Consider the following 19,329-nt stretch of genomic DNA (forward strand, 5'->3'; position numbering starts at 1 on the left):
TCAGCCCGCGGGCTCGAGCTGCACCACGAGGCCCCGGTGATCGCTCCCGCCGGCATCGTCGATCACGACGGATCCCGTGGCAGTCCAGCTGGGCGATGCCATGACGTGGTCGATCGGCGTGCTGAGCAGAGCGGGGAGCGAGCTCGGCCAGGTGCCGCTGTAGCCGTTGCCCGATCGACTCGCCGCGTCACGGCAGTACCCCATGTCGCCCCCCTCGACTCCGAGACCGGCCATGTGGTCGATCGTCGCGTTGAAGTCGCCCGCGAGGATGAAGTTGCCCTCAGGGCACTGATCGGCGATCCAGCGCAGATCGCTCTGCCACTGCGCCATGTCCTCCATGCGCGGGGCGACGGCGTGCACAGCGACGATGGTGGGTCCGTCACCGCTCACCGGCATGATCACGGCGCTCGGCACCGATCCGGTGTTGCTGGTGCCATCCTCAGACGACTCGATCACCGCGTACTCGCCGAGATCGGGGGAGACGAGGACGGTCGTGTGCCAGGACTTCGGTCCGTCGACGACGTCGGGTTTGAACTGCACGTGGTGCACCCACATCGGATGCCCCTGTTCACGCAGCAGCACCGCGATCTGCTCGCCGACCTCCTCGGTCGTCTCGGGCAGCGCGACGATGTCGGCGCCCTGGTCGAGGATCTGGCCGGCGATCTCGTCTGCCGAGACCTCATCACCGGCTGTGTTCCAGGTGAGCACGCGGATGCTCGAGTCCGTCGCCGCGGGCAGCGTGTCCGATCCGAACCCGCGCTGGAATCCGATGACGCCGGTGGCACCTGCTCCGAGCAGCGCGACGATCAGGACCGACGCGGCGAATCCTCGCAGCGGCTTGGCGAGGAGAAGGAGCAGCGCGAGTACCGCCACCACGAGGAAGGCGGCCAGCACGGCGCCACGTGCAGCGACGACCTGCGCGAACGGGTAGGTCTGCTCGAGATGGAAGAACTGCGGCCACACCACGACAGCCGTCGCGATCGCGAACAGCACCGTGATGAGGATCCCCAGTAGTCGAAACATCCCATCCAGCCTAGAAGGCGTCTCTGTGAAGTCCCTGCCTCGACGGGCCGCGCCTCCGGCGCCCGCCGGCGTCGGTACGCTCAGAGGATGGCCACCGCTCGTTCACCTCGCTTCGCCGGTCCCGCCGACCTGCACATGCACTCCAACCAGTCCGACGGCACGGAGTCTCCCGCAGAGGTCGTGCGTCAGGCGCAGAGGTTCGGGGTGCGCACGATGGCGCTGACCGATCACGATCGGACGACCGGATGGGACGAAGCGGCGGCGACCACAGCCGAGCTCGGAATGACGTTCATCCCCGGCATGGAGCTCTCGGCCAAGCATGAGTGGCGCAGCGTGCACGTGCTCGGCTACCTCTTCGACCCGCTCGACACGGCACTCAGGGCTGAGACCGACCGCATCCGCGGTGATCGGATCGGACGGGCGGAGCGGATCGTCCGCAGCATCGGACGCGACTACGACCTCAGTTGGGACGACGTCATCGCCCAGACGACCCTGGACGCGACCGTCGGGCGCCCGCACATCGCGGATGCGCTGGTCGCCCGAGGGATCGTCAGAGATCGCACCGAGGCCTTCGACGGCATCCTGCACCCGCGTGAGGGATACTACGAGCCCCACTACGCACCCGACCCGCTCACAGCCGTTCGTCTCATCACGGATGCCGGGGGAGTGGCGATCATCGCGCACCCTGTCACGGTCGGACGCGACCGGATGATGCCGGTGCCGTTCATCGAGAGGCTGATCGCCGCGGGCCTCGGCGGATTCGAAATCGACCATCGCGAGAACACCGAGTCAGGCAAGAAGACGCTGCGTGCGATCGTCGCAAAGCACGATCTGATCGTCACCGGCTCGAGCGACTACCACGGCACGGGCAAGCCCAACCTGCCGGGGGAGAACACGACCTCCGACGACATGGTGGCCAGACTAATCGAGCGGGCGACGGGCACGGCACCGCGCTACGCCTGAACGAGACGGCGGGGCCGAGGTCTAGGGGGGGGATGACAGAGGGGCGGATGCCGTGTGGCATCCGCCCCTCTGCCATCGATCGGATCGAGGTCTGTCAGGCTCCGACGACCGGAGCGGCTCCTGCGCCACCCGAGCCGCCGCGGCGGCGACGGCGACGGCGTGCCGGTGCGGGCTTGCCGTCGTGGTGCTCCTTGCCCGCGCCGTCGTGCGTGCCTGCGCCCTCGGCGCTGCGGTCACCGGACGGAGCGGACTGCGAATCGCCGGACGCCGAGTCCGTCGCGCCCTCTGCGAACGTCGAACCCACCGGGTTCGAGCCTCCGCGGCGGCGACGCCGACGACGGGTGCCGCCCTCGTCGGTCCCCTCGGCGGCGGCATCCGCTGCGCGCTCCGGACGAGGCGCGCGCTCGGTCTTCACCGACTGCGTCTTCGGTGCCGAGACGAGGCGGCCCTTGGTGCCGGCGGGGATGTCGAGGTCCTCGAACAGGTGCGGGCTCGACGAGTAGGTCTCGACGGGCTCGGGCTGTCCGAACTCGAGGGCGCGGTTGATGAGAGCCCACTTGTGGAGGTCTTCCCAGTCGACGAACGTCACGGCGATGCCGGTCTTGCCCGCGCGACCCGTGCGGCCGGCGCGGTGCAGGTACGTCTTGTCCTCGTCGGGAATGGTGTGGTTGATCACGTGCGTGACGTCATCGACGTCGATGCCTCGGGCGGCGACGTCGGTCGCGACGAGCACATCGCGCTTGCCCGCCTTGAACGCGGCCATCGAGCGCTCGCGCTGGTCCTGTCCCATGTCACCGTGGACTCCACCGACGTTGAATCCGCGGTCGCCGAGCTCGTCGACGAGGCGCTGCGCAGCACGCTTGGTGCGGGTGAAGATCACGGTCTTGCCGCGGCCCTCGGCCTGCAGGATGCGCGCGATGATCTCGTCCTTGTCGAGCGAGTGGGCGCGGTAGACGAGGTGCTTGATGTTGGCCTGCGTGAGGCCCTCATCGGGGTCGCTCGCACGGATGTGGATCGGGTTCGACATGAATCGGCGCGCCAGGGCGACGATCGGGCCGGGCATGGTCGCCGAGAAGAGCTGCGTGTGCCGCACGGCGGGCACCTTCTGGAAGATCTTCTCGATGTCGGCGAGGAAGCCGAGGTCGAGCATCTTGTCGGCCTCGTCGAGTACGACCTCGGTCGCGTTCGAGAGGTCGAGCAGACGCTGGCCCGCGAGGTCGATGAGACGCCCGGGCGTGCCGACGACGATCTGCGCTCCGGCCTTGAGCTGGTCGATCTGACCCTCGTAGGCCTTGCCGCCGTAGATCGCGACGACGCTGGTCGAGCGGTTGCTCGTCAGCAGATCGATGTCTTCGTACACCTGCACCGCGAGTTCGCGCGTGGGGACGACGATCAGTGCCTTGACGCCGTGCTCCGGGTTCAGGCCCAGTCGCTGCACGACGGGGATGCCGAAGCCGAAGGTCTTACCGGTTCCGGTCTTGGCCTGGCCGATGATGTCCTGGCCGGGAAGGCCGAGGGGGATGGTCTGCTCCTGGATCGGGAAGGCGTCGACGATGCCCTTGGAGGCCAGTGCGTCGACGATGTCCTGATCGATTCCGAGATCAGCGAAGGTAGTCAATGTTCAGATGCCTGTCCGGCGACCTGCGAGGATCGCCATGTTTCACGGATCCACGCCGTCTCATGTGCCACAGGCGCGGGCCCCGCTCCGACGGCGGGGACAGCATAAGCCTACCCGAGGGGGTGGTGGCGCCCGGAAGAGACGCGTCGCCCGAGTATTGTGAACCCCGTGGTGAACTGGTTCTGGAAGCGTAGGACGCCCCGGCGCACACTGACGTTGCGCAGCCGTGGTGATCAGGGCGCGTCGACGCGCGTCGACTTCGCCGAGCTCGCTCCGGAACTCAACAGATTCCTCGGCCAGGCGGCTTACCTGCAGCTCGGGTACTTCGAGACGCTCACGCGCCTGATCCGGGCGACCCCCGAGCTGTCCGAGAAGGAGTCGTTGTCGCGCGCGGCCGGCGCAGCGTTGACGAAGCACAGGGCGATCGTCGATCTGATCGCGGAGCGCGGTGACGATCCCACGCAGCTCATGCTGCCGTTCAGGGAGAACCTCGACGCCTTCCGTCGCAAGACGATCGGTGCACGCCCGCGCGAGACGCTGCTGGCCGTCTACATCACGGCCGGGATGCTCGACGACTTCTACTTCGCGCTCGCGTCGAGCTACGGCGAGACCGGCGAACGCGTCGCGGAGATCCTCAGTGAGGACGACGCCCGCCATGAGATCGTCGCGATCATCCAGGAGACGATCGACGGCGACGGGGAATGGCGCTCGCTGCTCTCGATGTGGGCCCGACGCCTGGTCGGCGACACCATCCTGGTGTGCCGGTCGGCTCTGCGCCAGCCCGAGCTCGCCGCGATGAGTGAAGACCGCGTCGAGCTCGTCTACACCGAGCTCATGGGTGCCCACGCGCGTCGCATGGATGCGATGGGGCTGGCCTCCTAGTCCGAGACCGTCCTCGCCCGCAGCCGTTCGAGGTCAGATGCCGAGTGCGACCTTGGCAGCGGCATCAGAACGCCTACGCCAAGCGACGATCGCGATCGTCAACGCTGCGGCCACCACGACCGAGCCGAGCACGCTCGCGAGCCACAGCCAGAGGCTGTCTTCACCCACGCCCAGCCACTGCAGGCCGGTGTAGACGGCAGCGGCCACAGCCGTCGCGATGGCGGGGGTCAGTGCGACTCCGCGCAGTTCTCGGCCATCGATCATGAAGTGGGCGGCGATGCCGAGCACGCACGCCCCGATGAGTGCGAGAAGGATGTACATCGTCGTGTCAGGCGAAGAAGCCGACGCGACGTGACTCCTCGGTGCCCAGCTCGATGTAGGCGAGGTTCGCGGTGGGGACGAGGTACGAGTTGCCCTTCACGTCGGCGAAGCTCAGGTGCGAGGTGTTCTGCTCCAGAGCGGTCGAGACCTGCGTGCGGACCTCGTCCGCGCTCGATGCGGTCTCGAAGCTGAGCTCGCGGCCGGTGTTGATGATGCCGATGCGGATTTCCACGCGTACTCCTGTTTTCCAGTCGACGATGCTGTGGTCGAGTCGACCACGGGGGTCGACGACTGTGCCCAACTCTACCGGGCGGCGGCGCGTCGGGATCGGCCGACGGCCCTGTTTCGCCGTGAGCGCACAGCGACGGAGACCGGCGCGGACGGGGATGTCCGCGGGCCGCAGTAGCGTGGAGAGCATGACAGAGGATGCCGCGCAGAGAGCCGTGATCGGCGCTGACGCGACGGCATCCGGTGTCATCATCGGCGCCCCGGGAACGGGCAAGACCCGCACCCTCACCGAACGCGTCGTGCATCTGCTCGATACCGAGGGGCTGCGTCCTGAAGAGCTTCTCGTGCTCACACCGAGCCGCGGCGCGGCGACAGCGCTGCGAGACCGGATCGGCGTCCGCATCGGGCAGGCCACGCCCGGTCCGCTGGCGAGGTCGCTCGGATCCTTCGCGTTCCAGGTCGTACGCGGAGCCATGGTGCGCGCCGGGTCCGAGCCGCCGGCGCTGCTCACCGGAGCCGATCAGGACCGTCTGATCGCCGAACTCCTCGCCGGCGATGTCGAAGACGAGCGCATCGTCTGGCCCGAGGCGCTGAGCCCCTCGGTCCGCGCCTCCAAGGGGTTCCGATCCGAACTCAGAGCGTTTCTCGCAGAGTGCGTCGAGCTCGGCGCACAGCCGGACGAACTGCGTGCAGCCGGCGACCCGGCATGGTCCGCGACTGCGGACTTCCTCGTCGAGTACCGTGCTGTGCTCGACCAGGCGCGCGCCTCGCATCGCGACGCCGCCGATCTGCTCGCCGAGGCATCCGCGATCCTGCAGACGGCGGATGCGGCGGCCCTCGGTCCGCTGGCCTCCCTCGACGTGGTCCTGATCGACGACGCCCAGGAGCTGACCAGAGGTGGCGTCGCCGTGGTGCGGGCGCTGCGGTCGAGAGGCGTCGCGGTGCACGCGTTCGGCGATCCCGACATCTCTTCGGGCGCGTTCCGTGGCGCGAGCCCCGAGTTGTTCGCGCAGCTCGCAGCCGAGCTGGGAGAGGTGCACGTACTCGACGAGCCGCATCGCCAGGCCCGCGCCCTCACCGCGCTGACCCGCACGGTCACCCAGGCGATCGGCGTGTCCGGTCGTGTCGAACACCGACGTGCACCGGTGCCCGTCGAGGCGGATGAGCTCGGCGCACCCGCGGTGGTCAGCACATTCATCGCGCCGTCTCCGCACGAGGAGCTGGATCGCATCGCCGGAGTCATGCGCGAGTGGCATCTCACCCGCGACATCCCCTGGGAACGCATGGCCGTCATCGCCCACGACACCCGCCAGGTGACCCAGCTCGAGGCGGAGCTCGCGGCGCGTGAGATACCGACCAGAGCAGCGGGCGTGCAGCGCCCCCTCGGCACCGAGCCGATCGTGCGCGACATCGTCGGCATCGTGCGCCTCGCGCTCACCGCGCCGGAGGTTCGCACTCCTCAGGAATGGGAGGAAGCGCTCCGCACGCCCTTCGGGGGAATGGACGCGATCGGCCTGAGGAGACTCCGCGCCCGACTCCGCCACATCGAGCTCGCGAACGGCGGTTCGACCCCGGCGCGGGAGCTGCTTCGGCAGGCGCTGACGTCTCCCGACCACTTCACATTGATCGACGCGCAGGAATCCCGCACCGCCACTCGCTTCGCGCACGCGGTCGCCGAGGTGGCCGACGCGGCCGACGCGGGCGAGACGATCCACGACCTTCTGTGGCGCGTGTGGGATCAGGCGCGAGCCGTCGACGGGCGCAAGCTGCAGGTCGCGTGGCGCGAGATGTCGCAGCAGTCCAGCGGCGCGGAGACGGCCAGGGCGCTCGACGCTCTCGTGTCGCTGTTCGCCGCGGCGAAGCGGTTCGTCGAGCGCACCCCGAACGAGAAGCCCGACGTCTTCGTGAGAGACATCCTCGACAGCGAGGTCCCTGAAGATTCCCTGTCGAGCCCGGATCGACCGGGGAGAGTCACGCTCCTGACGCCTGCGACCGCACTCGGAGCCGAGTTCGACGCCGTCGTGGTGGCGGGGGTGCAGGACGGGATCTGGCCCAACGTGCGCCTGCGCGGCGGGATGCTGCAGACCTGGCGTCTTGCGGACGCCCTGCTCGCAGCCCGTACCGGAACCGACGAGCAGACCCCGGATGTGCTCGATCGACGCCGGGCCGCACTTCACGACGAACTGCGCCTCTTCGTGCGAGCGATCTCGCGGGCGCGGAGAAGACTCCTCATCACGGCGGTCGATGACGACGACATGACCCCGAGTCCGTTCTTCGCCTTCCTGCCGCTGCCCGACCCTCCCGAGATGCATGCATCGGCAGAGCATCCGCTCACCCTGCGCGGGCTCGTCGCCCGCCACCGCCGTGTGCTCACCACATCGACCTCTGCGCCTGCGCGAGAGCACGCCGCCGCGCAGCTGGCCGTGCTCGCGCGCGAAGGCGTTCCCGGAGCCGACCCCTCCGACTGGTACGGAGTGACGGCGCCGACCACCGATGCACCCCTGCACGACCTCACCGTCGAGGCCGCCCGGGTATCGCCCTCGCGCATGGAGTCCTTCGAGGAGTGCGAGCTGAACTGGGCCGTGTCGGCGCTGGGTGGCGACACCGTCATGCCCCCGTCGGCGGGGATAGGAACGATCATCCACGAGGCGATGGAACAGGTGCCGGACGGCGAGCTCGACCGACTCCGCGCCGTGCTCGTCGAGCACTGGCCCGAGCTCGACTTCGAGACGGCCTGGATCGGGCGGAAGGAGCGCCGTCGCGCCGACCTCTACATCGATCGACTCCACAGCTACCTCGCCGACGTGGCGACGGAGGGCGGCCGCGTGATCGCCGGTGAGGTCGAGTTCCGCTTCGCCGTCGAGATCCCCGCGGACGACGCGGGAGTGCCGGCGGTGCGCGCGGCGCTCGACGAGTCGGAGGCGCACCCGCAGCAGGCGATCATCCACGGGTTCATCGACAGGGTAGAGGCCTATACGGCGGGCGGCGGGGAGCATGCCAAGGCGCGAGGGCAGAAATGGACGAGAATGGCGGATCCTGAGAGGGAGCGCGTCGTCGTCGTCGATCTGAAGACCGGCAAGTACGAGCCGGAGAGCGAGCAGAAGGTCGCCGATCACGCGCAGCTCGCCGCGTACCAGGTGGCGGTCCAGGAGGGTCTGATCGACGGAGCCGACCCGGCGGCGCTCGCAGGGGCGAGGCTGGTCCTCGTGGCGAAGACCCTGGCGAACAGCGATTTCCGGGTCGCTCACCAACACACGCTCGCGGGCGACGAGAGGGTGCAGTTCCTCTCACGGGTCGCGGATGCCGCTCGCGGCATGTCCGCGTCGAGCTTCACCGCCCACGTCGAGGCGCACTGCGCCGACACGCAGTGGCGAGTCCAGCCTTGCCGCATCCACACGGTCGCGGCGGTGAGCGCGTGAGCGCGTGGGCCGGAGCAGGCAACGGGGTGTCGGCACTCGACGTCGCCACGGCACTGGGCCTCCCGGCGCCCACCGAGGCACAGCAGCGTGTCATCGAAGCGCCTCCTTCTCCGGCGCTCGTGGTCGCCGGGGCCGGGAGTGGCAAGACCGAGACGATGTCCGGCCGCGTGGTCTGGCTCGTCGCCAACGGACATGTGCGACGCGATGAGATCCTCGGGCTCACCTTCACTCGAAAGGCCGCGGGCGAGCTCGCCGAGCGCATCGGAACCCGTCTCGCACTCATCGACGAGTACGGCCGCCGGGGACTGCTGCCTCATCTGCCCGAGATCGTGTCGTCGGGCATGCTCGACCGGGTCTCGAGGGCAGCGCCGGGTCGCCAGCAGGAGCTCGTGCGCTCCCAGGTGCTCGATGAGCTCGCCTCTCGATTCGGCACCGCGGCGGGAATCATGCCGCCCGCGGTCGAGGACCTGCTGATCAGGCCCAAGGTGTCGACCTACAACGCGTTCGCCGACGGCATCGTGCGCGAGCACGCGGCACGCATCGGGCGCGAATCCGATGTGGCGATGCTGAGTCAGGCAGCGGCATGGATGCTCGCTCGTGACATCGTGCTTCGCTCCGACCTGCCCGAACTGGAGGAGATCGAGCGGTCGGTGGCAGGTGTCGTCGACGCCGTCCAGCGGCTCGCCGGCGATTCGCTCGACCATCGCGCAGATCTCTCGCGCGCGGACCGGATCGCACTGCGCCAGGCCGAGGCGTTCGAACCGTACCGGAGCAATTCCGACGTCGCGACGGCAGAGGCCAATCTCCGAGCTCTTCCCGCGCTGTCGGAGCTCGTCAGGGAGTACATCGCAGAGAAGGAACGGCGCGGTGTCCTCGACTTCGCCGACCAGGTCAGCGGTGCATACGACATCGTCGAGTCCTCGTCCGACGTGCGCGACGAGCTGCGGCTGCAGCACCGTGTGGTGCTCCTCGACGAGTATCAGGACACGTCGGTGATCCAGACCCAGTTCCTCGCGCGATTGTTCCGCGACTCCGCCGTGATGGCTGTCGGCGACCCGCACCAGTCCATCTACGGTTGGCGCGGCGCCAGCGCCGACAACCTGCACGCGTTCGGTCGCACCTTCGCCGAGAAGGCGAGCGTCGCCCACTACAGCCTGATGACGAGCTGGCGCAACGACCGGAGCATCCTCGACGTCGCCAATCGCGTGCTCGGTCCGCTGCGCAGACCGGGATTGGACGTACCGCCTCTCGAAGCCCGCCCGGGCGCGGGCGCCGGGGCCGTCGACGTGCGCTTCCCGCTCACGGTCGATGACGAGGCGCACGAGGTCGCCGAGTGGTTCGCCGCCCGTCGTGCCGCTCACGGTGAAGGTGCCAAGCCTCACACTGGGGCCGTGCTCTTCCGCTCCAAGCGGCACATGCAGACGTTCGCAGCGGCCCTGGCGGCGCGAGGGATCCCGCACCGCATCCTCGGACTCGGTGGTCTGCTGTCGACGCCCGAGGTGGTCGACGTCGTCTCCACGCTGCGTGTGCTGCATGATCCGACGGCGGGCTCTGCGCTGATCCGGCTCCTGGTGGGCCCTCGATTCGCCGTCGGGGTCGCCGACATGGCGGCGCTGCAGGGTCTCGCCGCCGAGCTCTCTCGTCGCGACAGCGGGTTGCTGCCCCTCGACGATGAGCTTCGCCAGCGTGTCCGCGCGTCGCGGGGTGCCGATGAGGCGCTGTCGATCATCGATGCCGTCGACGTGCTCCGAGGGCTCAGCGACGACTATCGCCTGCTCGCGGGGATCACGCCCGAGGGCAGATCTCGCATCCGCGCGGCGGGAGAGATGCTCGAGCGGCTCCGTCGTGCGTCGTCTCTGCCGCTCCCCGATCTGCTGCGCCTCATCGAGTTGGAACTGCGCCTCGACATCGAGCTCGCCGCGAACGAGACCCGCGGTCCCGCGCGGATCGCGTCGACGCAGCTGCGCGCCTTCACCGACGAGGTGCGCACGTTCCTCGCCGCCGATGAACGAGGCACGATCTCGAGCCTGCTCGCGTGGCTCGACAAGGCCGAGACCACCGACGAGCTGGTTCCTCGTCCCGAGCCGCCCGAGCCCGGAGTCGTGCAGTTGCTGACGATCCACGGCTCCAAAGGTCTCGAATGGGATGCCGTCGCGGTGGTGCGGATGGTCGAGGGCGAGCTGCCGTCGCGACCGACGGACACGGCCGGCTGGTTCGGATTCGGGGTGTTGCCGTTCGCGCTGCGCGGAGACAGCGCGGCGTTGCCGACGTTCAGCTGGATCCCGCCGTCGGAGGAGGAGCTCGACCCGGCGAAGCGGCTGAAAGCGGGAATCGCCTCGCTCACCAGCAGGAGCAAGACCGCGCCCGGCGCGCTCACCGTGTTCAAGGACTCCTACCGGGCCTACCAGCAGGAGGAGGAGAGACGGCTCGCGTACGTCGCCGTCACCCGCGCGCGCACGGACCTGCTGCTGACCGGTGCCCACTGGGCCGGTCAGAAGCAGCCGAAGGCTCCGAGTCCGTTCCTGATCGAGGCGATCGAGGCACTCGGTCTTCGTCCGATCGACGAGGTCGATCCCGACGAGAATCCCTATGACGGCCCCGGAGCGACCATGACGTGGCCCCTCGACCCGCTCGGCGCTCGCCGACCATCCGTCGAGGCCGCAGCATCGACCGTCCGTGAGGCGGCCGAGGCCGAACCTGTGGCATCTCCCGAGCTGACGCGTCTTCTCGCCGAGCGCGCCGCACGCGCGCGTGGCACCGATGCGCCACCGCCGACCCGCGTCCCCGCCTCGCGTTTCAAGGACTACGTCACCGACTTCGGCGGCACGCTCTCGTCCATCGTGCGGCCGATGCCCGAACGTCCCTATCGACAGACACGTCTGGGCACCCTGTTCCACGCGTGGGTCGAGCGACGCAGTGAGATCGTCGGCGTCGGGCGTCGGGTCGACGAGGGGCTGTGGGAGATCGACGAGGAGGATTCCGCGTTCGACGTCGATCATGGGACTGAGGTGTCACCTGTCGACGCGGCGGACCTCGCCGGCCTGCAGCAGATCTTCGAACGCAGCGAGTGGGGTGCACTGAAACCCATCGCCGTCGAGATCGAGATCGACTTCGCTCTCGGGGGAGCCGACCGCTCGGGCGACGCTCACATCGTGATCTGCAAGCTCGACGCCGTCTATCGACGAGAAGACCGAGGCGGACGCATCGAGATCGTCGACTGGAAGACCGGCAAGGCCCCGCGCACGCCGCAGGAGCGTGAAGAGCGCATGCTGCAGCTCGCCCTCTACCGTCTCGCCTACCATCGACGATTCGGAGTGCCGCTCGACGAGATCGACGTCGCGCTGTACTACGTCGCTGACGACCTGATCATCCGCGGCGACCGTCTCTACACCGAGTCGGAGCTCTTCCAGCGCTGGAGCGCGGCCCGCGCCGCCCGCTGAGCCTCGTCTTCCGGCGAACCGTCGCCGTCAGGGTCGCCATCGCCTGCGTGGGTGTGAGCGCCGGTCGACATCTCGTCGGTCGAACGCCCCTCCGGCGTGCGGTCGTCGGACGTCGATGACCGCACGGCTGAGAGATCCTCCGTCTCGAGGCCGCCCACCTGGAGGCGTCGCGCGGCCTCCGCTGCACCGTCGGTGAGGTCGCCGGTGGCGTCGTCATCGGCGTCATCGTCACGCCACAGCTCGTTCGGGTTGTACGCGTCGGTCTGCATCGACGTGTCGGCACCGGGCGAGGCGCTCGCGGGCACGCGATCGAGGGCATCCAGGGCGGAGTCGACGCCGTCAGTGCGGGACGCGATCATTCCGAGCGCATCCTCGTGCAGTCCCTCGGCGAGGGCTTCGAGCAGGGCCGACGCATCATCGACGATGTCGGTGCGACGCAGCGAGTCTCCGTGCACCAGCCAGCGTGCGAACTCGAGCTCGGCGAGCAGCCGTGCCCGCACCTCGAGCGCGGGGTCGGGAACACGGTCGGCGGACCGCGCGTAGGCGGCGTGCACGTCGTCTGCCGCATCCGGGGCTGCAGAGAGCCACGACAGGTCGACGGCAGGGTCGCCGACGGCCAGCGAATGCCACCCGATGAGGCCGGTCACCTCAGGCCCGCGTTCGGGGTCGTCGTGGAAGAGGAAGGAGGTCGACTGCACTCCGCCGAGCACGACGGTGGATTCGAACCGCCACAGCTCGTCATCGGCGACGGCTTCGCGCCAGCGCACCGTGAGTCGGGCGGGTACACGCCCGGTCGACGCGGCAGCGTCGACGAGACGGGCCAGTTCGTCGCGACTCTCCAGTGCGGAGCGCGTGGTCAGCCCGGCACCGCGCACCACCGAGGTGGGGAGAGCGTGCACGGCCGCGATGGCGGTTCCCATCGACTCGGCGGCGCCGCGCCCCGCAGGAACCATCGCCGCCTCGATCTGGAAACCCGGAAGCAGGTCGGTCACGAGGGCGCGGGCATCGGCGAGACGGGTCTCGCCGATGTACTCGGGCGCCTGGAACGGGAGCATCGCTCGTGCGCCGGCCGTCAGAGCACGCAGCGCGAGGGCTTCGCCGGCGAGCTCGCGGGCGGACTCGTCGTCGTCGGCGACGCGGATCGCGAGCTCGCGTCCGTCTGCGAGTGTGGCCACCGCGGAGTCGAAGCGTCCGTCGCCGTCCGCGCTGAGTGTGCGGGCTCCGGTCACCTCCGCGCCGGGCAGTGCGGCAGTCACCGCCGCGGCTAGAGTGAATGGAGAGCGTCCCATACCCCCAGGGTAGGTGGACGCGGGGGCGGTCCCGCTTCCGCCACGCCCGTGAGAGAGGGAGCCGATGACCACGAAGACCACGTCCCTCGACCGAGCCGCAGATCTGAGAGCGGAACCGGGCGTCATCGAGCGGCTCCGCGCCGACGAGAACACTCGCGCGATCGCCGTCCGCGACGGGCGGGTGCGCATCGCCGGCGGAGACCTCGACACGGCCTCGCTGCTCAGGGTGCCCGCGTCCGAGATCGCCGATGCCGTCTGGGCACTGCTGGGGCGCGACGCCGACGGCACACCGATCCTTCTCGCGATGCTGCCGCCGGAGGGCGACACCGTCGACACGGCTCCGGACGAGACCTGGCTCGGCCTTCGAGACCTCGGGGCGCGATTGGGCGCGGATGACACCGAGCTCCTCATCGAGGCCCTCGCACTGGGGGGATGGCTGCGCGACGCCCCGTTCTGCCCCACCTGCGGAGGAGCGACGGAGCTTCGTCAGGCCGGATGGTCGCGGCACTGCCTCGTCTGCGGCCGCGAGCACTTCCCGCGCACCGACCCCGCCGTGATCGTCGCGGTCGAGAGCTCGGACGGCGAGAGGCTGCTGCTCGGCGCCAACGCGAACTGGGGCGGCCGGATGTACTCGTGCTTCGCCGGGTTCACCGAGGCGGGGGAGTCGCTGGAGTCCACCGTGCACCGCGAGCTCGAGGAGGAGTCCGGCGTCCGCCTCGCATCCCTCCGATACGTGTCGTCGCAGCCGTGGCCCTTCCCGCGGTCGCTGATGCTCGGCTTCCGTGCGGTGGCTGTGGACGATCACGAACTGCGCCCGGACGGTGAGGAGATCATCGACGTGCGGTGGTTCACCCGCGACGAGATCGGCTCCGCCCTCGCCGGCGACGGACCCGTCGGACTGCCCGGCCCCGCATCGATCGCCCGCGCCCTCATCGTGTCGTGGTTCGAGGAGCGTGCGTGAGCGCGCTCGAGGCACTCGACGATCGACAGCGGGAGGCGGCATCGGTGCTCCGAGGCCCCGTGGCCGTTCTTGCCGGTGCCGGAACCGGAAAGACCCGGGTGATCACCCACCGCATCGCCCACGGCGTGGACACCGGCGCCTACTCGCCGTCGCGCGTGATGGCGGTGACCTTCACGGCCAAAGCTGCGGGTGAGCTCAGGGGACGACTGCGCGCGCTCGGTGTCGAAGGCGTCGCCGCCCGCACGTTCCACGCCGCGGCGCTCGCGCAGCTGAACTTCTTCTGGCCGACACTCGCCGGCTCGCCGGCGCCCTCGATCATCGACAACAAGGTGCGGGTGCTCGGTCAGGCCGCCGACGCCATGCGGCTGCGGCCGAGTACGGCCACTCTGCGTGACATCGCGTCCGAGATCGAATGGCGCAAGGTGTCGATGCTCTCGATCGAGCAGCACGCGGCACTCGGGCGTTCGATGAGCGGAATCGATGCGTCGCAGTTCGCCGAACTCCAGCAGCGGTACGAGGCGCTGAAGGACGAGAGGCGCCAGCTCGATTTCGAAGACGTCCTGCTGGCCTGTGCGGGGATGCTCGAGGCCGAGCCGCGAGTCGCGGCGTCTGTCCACGAGCAGTACCGGCACTTCACGGTCGACGAGTACCAGGACGTCTCCCCACTGCAGAACCGGCTGCTGGAGCTGTGGCTCGGCGATCGCCGTGACATCTGCGTCGTCGGCGACGCGAGCCAGACGATCTACTCGTTCGCCGGTGCGGAGCAGCGGTTCCTGCTCGAGTTCGAACGCCGACACGCGGATGCCACAGTGGTGCGCCTCGAGACCAACTATCGGTCGCAGGCTCCGATCCTCGACGCGGCCAACGCCCTGATGAAGGGCCGGCCGGGCGCACTCGAACTCGTGCCTGCTCGCGAGACCTTCAACGCCGATTCGCCGACCGTCACCGCCTACGACACAGAGCGCGACGAGGCGGAGGGCATCGCGGCCGCGGTGTCGGCGCGGATCGAGGCCGGAGCCTCACCGGCCGACATCGCCCTGCTGTACCGGGCCCACGCGCAGTCGGCCGTCCTGCAGCAGGCGCTCGCCGCAGAGGGGATCGCGACATCCGTGCTGGGCGGAACCCGCTTCTTCGCGATGCCCGAGGTGCGCCAGGCGATCCTCGCGCTGCGTGCGGCCGCCGTGGCCCCCACGGAGCACGGCTTCCTTCCCGGCGTTCAGCGGGTGCTTCGCGAGCTCGGCCTCACCGATGATCCGCCCCAGGCCGGCGGTGCGCAGCGCGACGGGTGGGAAGCGCGACGGGCGATCCTCCGACTGGCGGAGGAAGCCGGTCCCGACGAGAACCTCCGCACCTTCAGCGATGCGCTCATGGCCCGGGCCAAGGACCAGCACGAGCCGACGATGCGAACCGTCACGCTGTCGACGCTGCACGCGGCGAAAGGCCTCGAGTGGCCGCACGTGTACCTCGCCGGATGGGCGGAGGGGGCACTGCCGATCTCGTATGCCACCGGCTTCGAGGCGATCGACGAGGAACGTCGGCTCGCATACGTCGGCGTCACGCGCGCCGCGCGTACGCTTTCTCTGTCGTGGTCGCGCTCAGCGGGACGAGGGGAGCGGGCGCCGTCCCGGTTCCTGGCAGAGATAGGAACGACTGCGCGCGGCACCGGCATTCTGCGTGAAACGTCAGTGAACGCCACACGCGCCGGCCATCGCCGCTGACCTCGACAGAGGACCCGAGCGAGGCCGTCGTCATGAGCAGGCGCGCCACGAGAGTCGCCGCTTCGGCGATCCGAGCGATGCTGATCGGCCCCGACCTGCGTCCGATGAGCTGCGCGTGCATCCTCGGCCAGGCGGAGTCACGGTCGCGCTCGTGCTCGTCACGACAGGTCAGACACGGCGTGTCGCCGGGCACGATCAGAGGCCCGATCGTCGTCCGGCCGCTCTCCAGCGAGACCGGCAGATGGGCGGTGTCCTCGCGCAGGTAGCGCGCGAACTGCAGTGCCGCGGCGGCCCCCTCGACGAGGACGACACCGATGTCGCCGGGGTTCTCTCTCGCGCCGGCGGCGATGCCCTCCTCGGCGAGGGCCTCGCGCATCCGGTACTCGCAGCGTCCGTCGAGCACGTCGATGCTCTCGACCCACGCCGCGCGCGCCGCCTCGGCATCATCGACAAGCAGGGGCTCGAGGCGGGCGAGGAGCGACCGCGCGTCGGCGCGAGGCGCACCCGCGGAGTGGGCGATCACATCGAATGCCGAGCGCCGGAAACCTGCCGCCATCCGGGCGACCAACCGCTCCACCCATGGCTCCGCAGCGGGGATGCGCAGGGTGCCCTCGATGCCGATCTGCAGGGTCTCTCCGTCGCGCCAGAGCAGCGGCACGGACGGGTCCAGGCGGGTGGTGGTCTGGGGAGTCAGAGGCGACATCCCTCGATTCTGCGGACTCCGCAGCTCCGGATGGAGCCGTCCGCCGCATCCGTGGAGAAGTCGTCGTGCGATCTGCTCGTCGAGGTCGAGTCCTCGGCGAGCGGAACGCCGCCCATCACACCGGGCGGTCGCCTCCGGTGCCGTCGTCGTCCCCGGCGTCGTCGCTCGTCGAGGCATCACCGGTCGGACTCGGCTGCTCTCCCGAGAAGTCGTCGCCGTCCAGAAGTCGTGCGAGGGCCTCGTCGAACTCGTCGGCGACGGGCTGCTCGCCACGGGCCGTCGCCTGCAGCCTTGCGACGAGCTTGGAAGGGTCGTCGATGTCGTCCGAGGTCGGCATGAGGTCGGGGTAGTCCCAGAGGGCGTCGCGTCCGGCGATCCCCACGCCATCCGTGACCGCCTGCCACATGGCCGAGGCCTCGCGCAGTCGACGCGGCCGCAGCTTCAGGCCGACGAGCGCGCCGAGGGCGTCTTCGGCCGGTCCGCCCACCGCGCGGCGTCGGCGCGCGGCCTCGGCGATCCTCGCGCCGTCGGGAAGTCGAGAAGTCGCCTGCGCGGTGACGACGTCGACCCAGCCGTCGATCGTCGCGACGAGGTTCTCGAGTCTCGCCAGGGACTCGCGCTGAGCCTCGGTCTGGGTGGGAAGCAGTGCTCCACCCTCGATCGCTGCGCGGAGTTCCTCGGGGTTCGACGGGTCGAGGCGGCTCGCGACGTCTTCGAGGGCGTCGACGTCCACCGTGACGCCGCGGGCGAAGTCCGTGATCTGCGCCATCACGTGCAGGTGCAGCCACTTGGCGTGGCGGTACAGGCGCGCGTACGCGAGTTCGCGAGTCGCCAGATAGAGCGTGATCTGGTCTTCCGGGATCTCGAGTCCGTCGCCGAACGCCGTCAGGTTCTGCGGGATGACGGCAGCGGTTCCCGCCGGCAGCACGGGGATGCCGACGTCGCCTCCCGACACGACCTCGAGCGAGAGGTTGCCGAGCACCTGTCCGAACTGGGCGGCGAACACCGATCCGCCGAGCCCGCGCATGAGCTTGCCGGCTCCCTGCACCACCTCGCGCATGTCTTCCGGCACCTGCGTGTCGAGGGCACTGGTGAGAGCGTCGGCGATGCTCGTCGAGACGGGGCCGGCGATCTCCTTCCACACCGGGAGGGTCGCTTCGACCCACTCGCCTCGGGTCATCGCCTTGGGCGCCTCGGCGAGTTCGGAGATCGTCGTGGCCTCGCCGAGCCAGAGGTCGGCGAGCGCGAACGAGTCGACGAGCGAACCCCGGGAGCCGTCGGTGATGCCGAGCCCGTCGCGGTTCGCGATGTGCAGGGCCTGACGCAGCGCGTTCTCCCATGCATCGCCGCCGAAGGCGCCCTGGAGCTGCGACATGATCGTCTGCATCATCGCCGGGTCGATCTGGATCCCGTCCATCCCCGCGAAGGCGTTCTGCAGCGCCTCGGGGTCGATGTCTCCGCCGCCCTGGCCGGACATCATTCGTCGGAGGAACTCCTGGAAGTCCTCGGGGGTCGGTTCGTTGTCTGACATGTCGCTCGCCTCTCAGCACGCCTAAAGCCGTGGCATCTACGCTAGTCACAGGATCGGCCGCGAGACCCCGACGAGGGCAGATCGCTGTACGCCGCCCGCGAACGACGGAGGAACACTGTGGATCGAACACGGTCTGTGAAGCTCGGACTCGGTGTCTGGGCGCCGATCGTCGCGTTGATCGCGCTCGTCGTGCTGACCTTCCTGCCCACCCCGTACGTGATCCAGCGGCCGGGCCCCGTGTACGACACCCTCGGCACCGCCGCGGGTGCCGACGGCGAACAGATCCCGCTCATCCATGTCGAGGGCGCCGAGACGTTCGAGACCGCCGGCACGCTCGACCTCACGACCGTCCAGGTGGTCGGCAACCGCGAGCGCACGCCGAGTTGGTTCGAGCTGGCTCTCGCGTGGATGGACCCCTCTCGCGCCGTCGTCCCCCTCGACTCCGTGTTCCCCGAAGGCGTCACCACAGAGCAGCGCGACGAGCGCAATGCGACGATGATGGTCGACTCGCAGCACGAGGCGACGGCAGCGGCACTGAACGAACTCGGCTACGACACCGGCGCCGAGGTCGCGGTGGTCGACGTGGTCGAGGATGCGCCCGCGACGGGCGTCCTCCAGGCCGACGACGTCATCACCGCGATCGACGGCACGGCGGTGACCTCGGCGAAGCAGTTGCGACAGGCCATCCAGGATGCCGGGGGAGACCCCGTCGAGCTCACGGTGGATCGTGGAGGCGACGAGAAGGTCGTCGAGGTGACGCCCGAGAAGCAGGTCGACGGCGACGTGACCACCTGGCTGATCGGTGTCACCCTGCGCACGGACTACGACTTCGAGGTCGACGTCACACTCCAGCTCGACAACGTCGGCGGTCCGAGCGCGGGGATGATGTTCGCACTGGGCATCATCGACACGCTGACCGAGGGCGAGCTCAACGGCGGCGAGAACGTGGCGGGTACCGGGACGATCGAGGCCGACGGCACGGTCGGGCCCATCGGCGGCATCCGCCAGAAGCTCTACGGCGCGCGGGATGCGGGGGCGGACTGGTTCCTCGCACCCAGCTCGAACTGCGACGAGGTCACCGGTCACGTGCCCGACGGGCTGACCGTGATCAGCACCTCGACTCTCGAAGAATCCCTCGACGCGCTCGAAGTGATCGCGAACGGCGGCGACGTCGACTCGCTCCCGACATGCGACGTCGTGACCTCCCCGTGATCGGTATGACAGCCGCAGCAC

13 protein-coding genes are annotated in these 19,329 nt (G+C 69.5%); 7 read left to right on the forward strand and 6 right to left on the reverse strand.

What is annotated here, in order from left to right:
- Positions 1–1,023, reverse strand: a complete 1,023-nt coding sequence (locus JOF42_RS08670) for an endonuclease/exonuclease/phosphatase family protein (RefSeq protein ID WP_210097496.1) — start codon at positions 1,021–1,023, stop codon at positions 1–3.
- A gap of 87 nt (positions 1,024–1,110) precedes the next feature.
- Between JOF42_RS08670 and JOF42_RS08675 the strand changes: the two genes are divergently transcribed.
- Complete coding sequence (locus tag JOF42_RS08675) at positions 1,111–1,986, forward strand: PHP domain-containing protein (protein WP_210097497.1); 876 nt, start codon at positions 1,111–1,113, stop codon at positions 1,984–1,986.
- Positions 1,987–2,080: 94 nt separating this feature from the next.
- On the opposite strand, the gene JOF42_RS08680 is transcribed toward JOF42_RS08675, so the two are convergent.
- Positions 2,081–3,604, reverse strand: a complete 1,524-nt coding sequence (locus tag JOF42_RS08680; RefSeq protein WP_210097498.1) for a DEAD/DEAH box helicase — start codon at positions 3,602–3,604, stop codon at positions 2,081–2,083.
- Between the two features lie 168 nt (positions 3,605–3,772).
- Here JOF42_RS08680 and JOF42_RS08685 point away from each other — a divergent pair, with 168 nt between their 5' ends.
- Positions 3,773–4,486 (forward strand): ferritin-like fold-containing protein, encoded by a 714-nt coding sequence (locus JOF42_RS08685; protein WP_210097499.1) that lies wholly within the window; start codon positions 3,773–3,775, stop codon positions 4,484–4,486.
- Between the two features lie 33 nt (positions 4,487–4,519).
- On the opposite strand, the gene JOF42_RS08690 is transcribed toward JOF42_RS08685, so the two are convergent.
- Both JOF42_RS08690 and JOF42_RS18205 read right to left on the reverse strand, forming a co-directional pair.
- Positions 4,520–4,807, reverse strand: a complete 288-nt coding sequence (locus JOF42_RS08690; RefSeq protein ID WP_210097500.1) for a hypothetical protein — start codon at positions 4,805–4,807, stop codon at positions 4,520–4,522.
- Positions 4,808–4,814: 7 nt separating this feature from the next.
- On the reverse strand, positions 4,815–5,039 hold the full coding sequence (locus JOF42_RS18205) for a DUF3107 domain-containing protein (RefSeq protein WP_210097501.1): 225 nt from the start codon (positions 5,037–5,039) through the stop codon (positions 4,815–4,817).
- 184 nt (positions 5,040–5,223) lie between these two features.
- On the opposite strand from JOF42_RS18205, the gene JOF42_RS08700 reads away from it, so the two are divergent.
- Both JOF42_RS08700 and JOF42_RS08705 read left to right on the forward strand, forming a co-directional pair.
- Entirely contained in the window at positions 5,224–8,454 is a 3,231-nt protein-coding gene (locus tag JOF42_RS08700; RefSeq protein ID WP_210097502.1) for an ATP-dependent helicase, read from the forward strand.
- Positions 8,451–11,894 (forward strand): ATP-dependent DNA helicase, encoded by a 3,444-nt coding sequence (locus tag JOF42_RS08705; RefSeq protein WP_210097503.1) that lies wholly within the window; start codon positions 8,451–8,453, stop codon positions 11,892–11,894. Before JOF42_RS08700 ends, JOF42_RS08705 begins: the two co-directional genes overlap by 4 nt.
- On the opposite strand, the gene JOF42_RS08710 is transcribed toward JOF42_RS08705, so the two are convergent.
- Positions 11,840–13,183, reverse strand: a complete 1,344-nt coding sequence (locus JOF42_RS08710; RefSeq protein WP_245340760.1) for a phosphotransferase — start codon at positions 13,181–13,183, stop codon at positions 11,840–11,842. The genes JOF42_RS08705 and JOF42_RS08710 overlap by 55 nt on opposite strands.
- 64 nt (positions 13,184–13,247) lie before the next feature.
- On the opposite strand from JOF42_RS08710, the gene nudC reads away from it, so the two are divergent.
- Together nudC and JOF42_RS08720 are read left to right on the forward strand one after the other, a co-directional pair.
- Positions 13,248–14,144, forward strand: coding sequence for an NAD(+) diphosphatase (gene nudC, locus JOF42_RS08715; protein ID WP_210097504.1), 897 nt, complete (start codon positions 13,248–13,250; stop codon positions 14,142–14,144).
- Positions 14,141–15,862, forward strand: coding sequence for an ATP-dependent helicase (locus JOF42_RS08720; protein ID WP_210097505.1), 1,722 nt, complete (start codon positions 14,141–14,143; stop codon positions 15,860–15,862). Before nudC ends, JOF42_RS08720 begins: the two co-directional genes overlap by 4 nt.
- An 818-nt stretch (positions 15,863–16,680) precedes the next feature.
- Here the strand turns inward: JOF42_RS08720 and JOF42_RS08725 are convergent.
- Positions 16,681–18,096 carry a zinc-dependent metalloprotease gene (locus JOF42_RS08725; RefSeq protein WP_210097506.1) on the reverse strand — a complete coding sequence of 472 codons (1,416 nt, stop codon included), beginning with the start codon at positions 18,094–18,096 and terminating at the stop codon, positions 16,681–16,683.
- A gap of 117 nt (positions 18,097–18,213) precedes the next feature.
- Between JOF42_RS08725 and JOF42_RS08730 the strand changes: the two genes are divergently transcribed.
- Positions 18,214–19,308 (forward strand): YlbL family protein, encoded by a 1,095-nt coding sequence (locus JOF42_RS08730; RefSeq protein ID WP_210097507.1) that lies wholly within the window; start codon positions 18,214–18,216, stop codon positions 19,306–19,308.
- Positions 19,309–19,329: the final 21 nt, after the last annotated feature.

Source organism: Microbacterium phyllosphaerae (genome assembly GCF_017876435.1).
GTDB classification, from domain to species: domain Bacteria; phylum Actinomycetota; class Actinomycetes; order Actinomycetales; family Microbacteriaceae; genus Microbacterium; species Microbacterium phyllosphaerae.